The organism is Streptococcus pseudopneumoniae, from assembly GCF_038148935.1.
Lineage (GTDB): Bacteria > Bacillota > Bacilli > Lactobacillales > Streptococcaceae > Streptococcus > Streptococcus pseudopneumoniae_U.
The window spans coordinates 1-8,923 of the sequence record NZ_JBBJZX010000082.1; the positions used below are offsets into that span (position 1 = coordinate 1).

The 8,923-nt window shown below is 43.5% G+C and carries 8 protein-coding genes; 1 reads left to right on the forward strand and 7 read right to left on the reverse strand.

The window, feature by feature from the left end:
• Window positions 1-178: 178 nt before the first annotated feature.
• The 5 genes from WKI42_RS08450 to WKI42_RS08470 all read right to left on the reverse strand — a co-directional run bounded on the left by WKI42_RS08450 (window position 179) and on the right by WKI42_RS08470 (window position 4,367).
• Entirely contained in the window at window positions 179-1,030 is an 852-nt protein-coding gene (locus WKI42_RS08450) for a C40 family peptidase (protein ID WP_368081674.1), read from the reverse strand.
• A 172-nt stretch (window positions 1,031-1,202) separates the two neighbouring features.
• Window positions 1,203-1,436: an acyl carrier protein gene (locus WKI42_RS08455; protein WP_050243095.1), complete on the reverse strand. Its 234-nt coding sequence runs from the start codon at window positions 1,434-1,436 to the stop codon at window positions 1,203-1,205.
• A gap of 5 nt (window positions 1,437-1,441) precedes the next feature.
• Window positions 1,442-2,434 carry a phosphate acyltransferase PlsX gene (gene plsX / locus WKI42_RS08460; RefSeq protein WP_368081675.1) on the reverse strand — a complete coding sequence of 331 codons (993 nt, stop codon included), beginning with the start codon at window positions 2,432-2,434 and terminating at the stop codon, window positions 1,442-1,444.
• On the reverse strand, window positions 2,431-3,201 hold the full coding sequence (gene recO, locus WKI42_RS08465; RefSeq protein WP_368081676.1) for a DNA repair protein RecO: 771 nt from the start codon (window positions 3,199-3,201) through the stop codon (window positions 2,431-2,433). The genes plsX and recO overlap by 4 nt, the downstream gene beginning before the upstream one ends.
• Window positions 3,198-4,367 (reverse strand): pyridoxal phosphate-dependent aminotransferase, encoded by a 1,170-nt coding sequence (locus WKI42_RS08470; RefSeq protein WP_368081677.1) that lies wholly within the window; start codon window positions 4,365-4,367, stop codon window positions 3,198-3,200. Before WKI42_RS08470 ends, recO begins: the two co-directional genes overlap by 4 nt.
• A 148-nt stretch (window positions 4,368-4,515) precedes the next feature.
• Here WKI42_RS08470 and WKI42_RS08475 point away from each other — a divergent pair, with 148 nt between their 5' ends.
• Entirely contained in the window at window positions 4,516-5,526 is a 1,011-nt protein-coding gene (locus tag WKI42_RS08475) for a YeiH family protein (protein ID WP_368081678.1), read from the forward strand.
• 174 nt (window positions 5,527-5,700) lie between these two features.
• Here WKI42_RS08475 and WKI42_RS08480 read toward each other — a convergent pair whose 3' ends face one another.
• Both WKI42_RS08480 and polA read right to left on the reverse strand, forming a co-directional pair.
• A complete protein-coding gene (locus tag WKI42_RS08480) occupies window positions 5,701-6,138 on the reverse strand; it encodes a CoA-binding protein (RefSeq protein ID WP_368081679.1) in 438 nt (145 codons plus the stop codon).
• A gap of 84 nt (window positions 6,139-6,222) precedes the next feature.
• Entirely contained in the window at window positions 6,223-8,856 is a 2,634-nt protein-coding gene (gene polA, locus WKI42_RS08485; RefSeq protein ID WP_368081680.1) for a DNA polymerase I, read from the reverse strand.
• Between the last annotated feature and the right edge of the window lie 67 nt (window positions 8,857-8,923).

The window sequence follows — 8,923 nt, forward strand, 5'->3', positions numbered from 1 at the left end:
GTTAATAGACAAAAGCAGACCAGCACCTGCAAGCAAACCAAGAGTAAGTAATTTAGATTTTTTCATAGCTATTTCCTCCTTTATCGAACAGCTATAAGAGGGCTTCCCCTCTTTATTTAGCTATATTCTAATACTTTTCATTGTCAAAGTCAATAATATTGTGAAAAATTAGACAATATTACCAATATCTACGAATTGTATTTTGAGTAATACCGTATTGATTCATATAAGAAACATATTGACCCGGATATGGAGCATGAACTACCTTTCCACCACCAACATAAATACCTACATGGTCATTTGTCTCTTCACTATTATACAAAATCAAATCTCCAGCTTGTTGAGAACCATTACTTACATAACTTCCTCCTGTTGCTTGACCATAGGTTACTCTAGGAATACTAATATCAAACTTAGCATGAATAGCCATCGTAAATCCTGAGCAATCTACGCCACTATTCAAATCTGCCCCACCCCAAACATATGGAATTCTTCCTACAAATGTCTCTGCGTATTCACCAAGAGCTTGCCCACGATTTTCTACCCATACACCACTTTCTCTAAAGAAATATGGTGTACCATTCACACGTTGATAACCAGTGACCATAGCACCACTAGCAGATAAGTAGTAATAATTGCCATCAGGTTGAATCCAAGTATTTTCTTTCATCCATCCTTGGTCATCAAAATAGTACCACTTGCCATCTAATTGTTCCCAATTTTTAGCATACCCACCTGAACCGTATTTAAACCACCATTTACCATTGGTTTGCATCCATGTTCCTTTCGGATCACGATATTGATTGAAAGCTTTCTTCTCTTGATTGCCCTCTGCTTGAGTTTCTTTATCTTCAAAACCAATCAATTTTACTTGATCAGCTTCTTCAGCTTTTATCTTGCCTTGATTAACTAATTGAGCAATCGCTTCTTTCTCACTTTCTGATGGGGAATCAGCATAGGCTACCGTAGTATTTGCTAGGAGAACGCCTCCTGCAAGAACTAACAAACTAGAATAAAGATATTTTTTCATCATAAAAATCCTTTCTTTTTTCTCCTTTTTGGAGATTAATTTTTTCTAACTCCATTATATCCCCTATTTGTCCTCAGATTTCTCCTGTCCCTAGAAAGACTAAATCTGTTCCTAAACGGTCATTTAAAGCAAATAAAAAATTCCAAAGCAAATGCCTTGGAACTTCTTATCTTTATTTTGCTTGAATGATTTTAACCACATCTCCTACGCTCTGCAGTTGGTCAATTTCTTCGTCGCTGATCTCGATATTAAATTCATCTTCCAGTGTCAAGATAAACTCCATCAAGTCAACTGAGTCAGCATCCAAATCGTCTTTCAGACTCAAAGCTTCGGTCACTACAAAGTCCTCTCCCTGTCGCTCTTGGATAATGGTCACAATACGGTTAAAAATTTCTTTTTCTGTCATCTCTTTTATTCTCCTGAAAATTCACGCGCAGTCTGGGCAACTACGTCTGTTTCTAGCATGGTACGAATCTGGCGAATCGTACTATAGACAGCCTTGGCATCGCTTGAGCCATGAGTCTTGACAACAGGTGCCTTAACACCAAACAAGACCGCTCCACCAACATCTGAGTAGTTGAGCTGTTTTTTCAAACCTCTGAGGCTGTCCTTGAGAAGGAGGGCGCCTAGTTTCGCTCGAAGACCACCACCTGTAATAGCAGTCTTGAGCAAGCTCATGATTCCCATGGCTGTCCCTTCAATGGATTTGAGCACAGCGTTTCCCGTGAAACCATCTGCCACAACAACATCTGCAACGCCATTCATCAAATCACGCGCTTCCACATTTCCGATAAAGTTCAAACTTTCATCAGCTGCTAGTAATTCGTAGGTGTCCTTACGAAGCGGGTCGCCCTTACTACTCTCTGTTCCGTTGTTGAGCAAGCCAACGCGTGGTTGCGCAATGCCACGGACATTTTTAGCATAGAAAGAACCTAGAACCGCGTATTGATGGAGGTGCTGGGCTGTATTTTCCGCATTGGCACCGAGGTCAAGCATGTCAAAACCTTTCCCATCAATGGTCGGCAAGGTTGACATAAGCCCAGGTCGATCGATATTCTTGATACGACCCACGATGAAAAATCCTGCCGCCAACAAAGCACCTGTATTTCCAGCCGATAGGACAGCATCTGCTTCACCCTCTTTGACAGCCTTGGCCGCCAATACCATACTGGCATTTTTCTTCTTCCGAATAGCTCTCGTAGGTTCATCGTCTGAATCAACCTTCTCATCTGTATGGATAATGCTGACGCGCTCTGTCGCTGTCAGATATTGCTTGATTTTAGCTTCATCTCCGTAGAGTTGAACCTCGATATCTGAAAAGTCAGCTAGGGCTTGATTGACACCCTCAACGATGGCCTGAGGTGCGTAATCGCCTCCCATGGCATCTACTGCGATTTTTTTCATTTCTTTTCCTCTTTTAGTAATTGTCCCCAGTCTGCTAGGGAATCAATAAATTTCTTTGATTTTAGGTGAATCCCAACGTACTCTTCGTAGAGTTGATCCATAAATTGGCGTAGCTCTTGCTTGATTTCAGGCTTGAGCGAAATAGTCTCCAAGGTCTCAAAATCAATAGCTTGAAATTGATTGAGCAGATAAGGGATATTGGGATTGAGATGGCAACGTCTCTCATCTTCATGATAATGCTCTGGACAGAGGCAGGCGCCATATTTGAAAGAAAAATCAAAAGCCTGACCAACCCGATGACAAAAGACACACTCATTAAAATTGAGGCCGATCCCAAATCGAGTCAAGATTTGGATTTCAAAAATATTGGTCAAAACCTGATAATCCAAACCCTCTTCCATCAACTCCAAAGTCTTTTGCAAAAAAGCAAACAAGGGAGCATCCTGCTGATTGTCCTGCAAACTAGCATCGGCAAGAGCTGCCACATAGGTTGCATAGGCCATGACAAAGAGGTCACTATTGATCTTGGGAAAGGTCATCACCTCATGATAGTCCTCAATGTAACTGAGCCCATCATCATTGATTCGCAAGAGAAATCGTGCCAGCACCAAGGGTTGAATAACCGGCGCCAGCTTAGACTGGCCAGCGTGTTTGACAAAAAACATGCGTTTCCCAGCCTGCTCTGTAAAAATCTTGACTAGCTTGTCATCCTCACGAAAGTTACGATTGTAGAGCACCAAGCCTTGACTCGTGATAGACTGAATCATGCTTCTCTCATATACTCCTCAAGTCGTTTCATGGCTTCTTTGATAGTCTCCATGCTGGCTGCATAAGACAGACGCACATAGCCTTCTCCGTAACGCCCAAAGGCAGCACCAGGGATAAAGGCAACGGCCTTCTTCTGAGCAAAATCCTTCAGAAAAGCAAAGGAGTCTTGATTGTAGCCCGCTGGAATCTTAGCAAAGATATAGAAGGCACCGTCTGGCTTGATAATCTCAAAACCAAGAGCAGTCATTTTCTCGATAATATAGTCCCGACGCTGGATGTATTCCTTCTTCATAGGTTCCGCATCGTTTTTACCAGCCGTCAGGGCTTCTACCGCAGCATGTTGAGCCATGGTGTTTGCAGCAGTAACCAGATACTGGTGACTCTTGATTAACTGGGCTGTGAAGGCTGCAGGAGCAAAAATCAGACCCAAACGCCAACCTGTCATAGCATGTGATTTAGACAAACCATTGATGATGATAGCCTGATCTCTCAACATGGTTCCCAGAGACACATGGGCTTCCCCTGTGTAGGTCAATTCTGAATAAACCTCATCACAGACAACGAAAATTTCGTACTTGCGTAAAACAGCTGCCAAGGCTTCCAACTGCTCCCAACTATAGGTAATTCCTGTCGGATTAGCTGGATAGTTAAGAATAACCGCCTTGAGCCTGTCTCCCTGCTCCAAAATGGCCTTCTCCAACATCTCAGGAGTCAAGACAAACCCATTTTCAGTCGTGTCAATCTCGACAATCTCTGCCCCAACTAGATTGACAATCGGTTCATAACCCGGATAGGCAGGAGCTGGCAAGAGCACCTTGTCTCCCTCTTCCAAAATAGCTGTCAAAGTCGCAGATAAAGCCTCTGTCGCCCCAATTGTAACCAAGATTTCATTCTCAGGAGCATAGTCCAGTTGGTACTTTTCCTTAACAAAGTCACTGGCTGCCTGACGTAGAGTCAGCAGGCCACTCATCCCTGTATAGTAGGATTGGTTCTGATCAATCGCTCGCTTGGCCGCCTCCTTGACATGATCTGGCGTTGTAAAATCAGGTTCCCCCAAGGTCAAACGCAAGACCCCAGGAATCTCCGAAATAGCCTGGTCAAACTGACGAATCAACGAAACTTGAATCTTATCTAACTGTTTATTAAAGCGCTTAGTTAAGTCCATAGATACCTCCTACTTTCAAAACGTATCTCTATTATACTACAAAAGCCCCCCGACCGCAAAAATACATGATAGAATAGCTTTCCACTTTCTACTTTACTTTTCCTGTTTTTATGTCTATAATGGTAAAAGATTTTATTTGGAGGTTTTTATGTCATTTCTATCAAAAAATGGAGCAGGTATCTTGGCCTGCCTTCTCATTTCTATCGTATCTTGGTACTTAGGAGGATTCTTCCCTGTCATTGGCGCGCCCGTTTTTGCCATTTTCATGGGAATGCTCCTACATCCCTTTCTCTCGTCTTATACACAACTGGATGCGGGATTGACCTTTAGTTCCAAGAAATTGCTCCAGTATGCCGTTGTCTTGCTTGGTTTTGGTCTCAATATCTCGCAAGTCTTCGCAGTCGGACAATCTTCACTCCCTGTCATCCTGTCCACCATCTCAATAGCTCTGATTATTGCCTATTTCTTCCAGCGTTTCTTTGCACTGGATACAAAACTGGCTACCTTGGTTGGAGTAGGTTCTTCAATCTGTGGTGGTTCTGCCATTGCAGCGACAGCGCCCGTTATCCATGCCAAGGAAAAGGAAGTAGCCCAAGCCATCTCTGTTATCTTTTTCTTCAATGTCTTGGCTGCGCTCATCTTTCCAACCCTCGGCACCTGGCTTCATCTATCCAATGAAGGCTTCGCCCTCTTTGCAGGGACTGCGGTCAACGACACTTCCTCTGTAACGGCTGCCGCCAGCGCTTGGGACAGCCTTTACCAAAGCAATACCCTCGAGTCTGCAACCATTGTTAAACTCACACGTACTTTGGCCATTATCCCTATCACGCTCTTTCTATCCTACTGGCAAAGTCGCCAACAAGAAAACAAGCAAAGCCTACAACTGAAAAAAGTCTTCCCACTTTTTATCCTTTACTTTATCCTTGCCTCTCTCCTCACTACACTACTCACCTCTCTAGGTGTATCCAGTAGTTTCTTTACCCCTCTCAAAGAACTCTCTAAATTCCTTATTGTCATGGCCATGAGTGCTATCGGACTCAAAACCAATCTAGTAGCTATGGTCAAATCCAGCGGAAAATCCATTCTTCTTGGAGCCATCTGCTGGATTGCCATCATCCTCACCAGTCTTGGTATGCAGACCCTTATCGGCATTTTCTAATACTCTTCGAAAATCTCTTCAAACCACGTCAACGTCGCCTTACCGTATATATGTGACTGACTTCGTCAGTCTTATCTACAACCTCAAAACTGTGTTTTGAGCAACCTGCGGCTAGTTTACTCTTTGATTTTCATTGAGTATAACACAAAAGGTAGCCCATCAGCTACCTTTTTCTTATGCTTCCTTAATCAAGCGTGTATGTTCTCTCTTGATGCAACGATTCATCACGATGTCATCGTATCCACCAGCACGCAAGATTTCTTCCGCTTCTAGACTTTCAAGTCCCAGCTGTGCCCAAAAAATCTTACCATCAGCCTTGAGAAAATCACGCGCCACATCTGGCAAAAACTCACTGCGACGGTAAACATTGACAATATCTACAGGAAAAGGAATCTCTGCTAGGCTGGCATAAGCCTTCTCACCCAAGATTTCGCCACCTGCCGCCTTGGGATTGACTGGGATGATTTTATAGCCCCGAGCCTGCATTTCCTTGGTCACTCGATTGCTGGTTGTTTCCTCACGGTCTGACAAACCAACCACAGCAAGGGTTTTACTCGTTGCGAGATACTGACGAATCACGCCATCACTTGGATTGATAAATTCTTGACTCATAGAAATCCTCCTTTTTCTTCAGTATAGCACAATTTGAAAAGGCTTGCAGAATTCTACTACAAAAAAGGAGGACTAGCCCCCTTTTTATTTAGCCTCGTACCAGGTTGCCCCTTCATTTTCATCTGCGATAAGAGGAACACTGAGTTGAATGGCTTCTTCCATGGTTTGTTTGACCAATTTTTTCATCTCTGCCAATTCAGATTTAGGAACTTCAAGGACGATTTCATCATGCACTTGCAGAAGCATCTTAGTCTGATAACCACCTGCAAGCAAGGCTTTATCCAGCTGAATCATAGCAATCTTGAGAATATCTGCCGCCGAACCCTGGATAGGAGAGTTGATAGCAGTCCGCTCCGCAAAGCCACGAATGTTAAAGTTACGCGAATTGATATCTGGCAACTCACGACGACGCTTGAAGAGGGTCTCCACATAGCCCTTATCACGCGCCTCACGCACCACCTCATCCATGTAGTTTTTAATACCTGGGAAGCGTTCAAAGTAGGTATCAATGTAGGCCTTTGCCTCCTTACGGCTAATGCCCAAATTATTAGACAAACCAAAGTCTGAAATCCCGTAAACCACTCCAAAGTTGACAGCCTTGGCATTGCGACGGTCGTTTGCAGTCACATCCTCAGGACGTTCAATTCCAAAGACCCGCATAGCTGTCGAAGTATGGATGTCCGCTCCCTCTTGGAAGGCCTTAATCAAGTGCTCATCCTTAGAAATATGCGCCAAAACGCGCAATTCAATTTGTGAATAGTCCGAGCTGAGCAACACACTATCCTCCCACTCAGGCACAAAAGCCTTACGAATGAGACGGCCCTGCTCCAAACGCACAGGAATGTTTTGCAAGTTTGGATCCACACTAGACAAACGCCCAGTCTGGGTCAAATCCTGAACATAGCGAGTATGAATCTTGCCATCAGCCAAAATCCAGTCCTGCAAGCCAATCACATAAGTCGATTGAATCTTAGCAATCTGACGGTAGTCGAGAATTTTCTTAACGATTGGTGCAATAGGAGCCAGACGCTCCAAGACATCCACTGCTGTCGAATAACCTGTCTTGGTTTTCTTGGTATATTCTAAAGGAAGTCCCAATTTTTCAAAGAGAAGTACACCCAATTGCTTAGGAGAGTTGATATTAAACTCCTCACCAGCCAGTTCGTAAATCTCCTGAGTGAGTTTTTCAATAACAAGCTCATTTTCAACCTGCATCTCAAGCAAGGTCTCTTTTTTAACCTTAATCCCAGCAATTTCCATCTTAGCAAGGACAAAAGCCAGAGGTTGCTCCATATCATAAAGAAGCCCTAATTGCCCATTTTCGCTGAGTTTTTCAAGTAAAACAGGCTCTGTTTCGACCAAAATGGCAAGCTTACGAGCCAAATGCTCTAATAATTTCTCGCGTTCAGGAATGGCCTTTTTGACACCCTTACCATAGAAAGTCTCATCATCAACCAAATAAGTCTGACCATAAAGACTAGCAATAGTCGCAATTTCATTGTCCTCCACAGTCGAAAGGAGGTATTTAGCCAAACGGCTGTCAAAAGCAGGCGACTGCAAATCCACACCCAAACGATGCAAGAGAACTTTAGCCTTCTTAAAGTCATACACTCTCAGAGGTGTTTTTTCTAAAAAGGCCTTGAAAATAGGCTCTTGCAAGAGCTCAAGCTTGTCTGTGGCATAGAGCTTATCTCCACAAGACCAAGCAAAACCAACCAAATCATCCGTATGGTAATTCTCACCAAAAAGCTCAAAATGGAAGATTGACTCTTCACTCAACATATCTTGACTGATTTGGTCAACAATAGTAAAATTCAAGCTCTTAGCCACATCAGCTGACGACACATTTAGAGCTTGCTTGAGCTGTTTGAAGCCCATCTCATCGTAGAATTTCCCAAGATTTTCCACATCTGGACCACTATAGACCAAGTCCTCCAAACCAATCTCAATCGGTGCCTTGGTATCAATGGTCGCTAGTGTTTTAGACAAAAAAGCCTGTTCCTTGTCATTGATGAGATTTTCCTTCATCTTAGATGCCTTCATCCCATCAATATTTTCATAAACTCCCTCAAGCGAACCATGCTCCAGCAAGAGCTTGATACCCGTCTTTTCACCGATTTTGGTCACCCCAGGGATATTATCCGACTTATCTCCCATAAGCGCCTTGAGATCGATAAACTGAGTCGGTGTGATGCCCATCTTTTCCATGAGATAATCTGGCGTAAAGGCCTCAAACTCAGCCACACCTTTCTTGGAAATTTCAACCACCGTATGCTCATCCGTCAGCTGAATCAAGTCCTTGTCCCCACTGACAATGGTAATATCAAAACCATCCTGCTCTGCTAGTTTATCCAGTGTCCCAATGATGTCATCCGCCTCATACTGAGCCAACTCATAGTGACGAATCCCCATATAATCCAGCAACTCACGAATAAAGGGAAATTGCTCACGAAACTCATCAGGAGTCTTAGCCCGACCACCCTTATAGTCCGCATACATCTCTGTACGGAAGGTCGTCTTACCCGCATCAAAAGCCACCAAAATATGGCTCGGCTCAACCCGCTCCAACAAATGGCTCAACATCAACTGGAAGCCATAAATGGCATTGGTATGCAAACCAGCCGCATTCTTAAAACGGTCCAACTGCTGATAGAGCGCAAAAAACGCCCGAAAAGCAACAGAAGACCCATCAATCAATAATAATTTTTTCTTATCCATACACCCATTATAAAGGAAAGCAGGGAAAAATACCATTGGAAAGAGCTAGAGCAAGTATTTTTCAAAC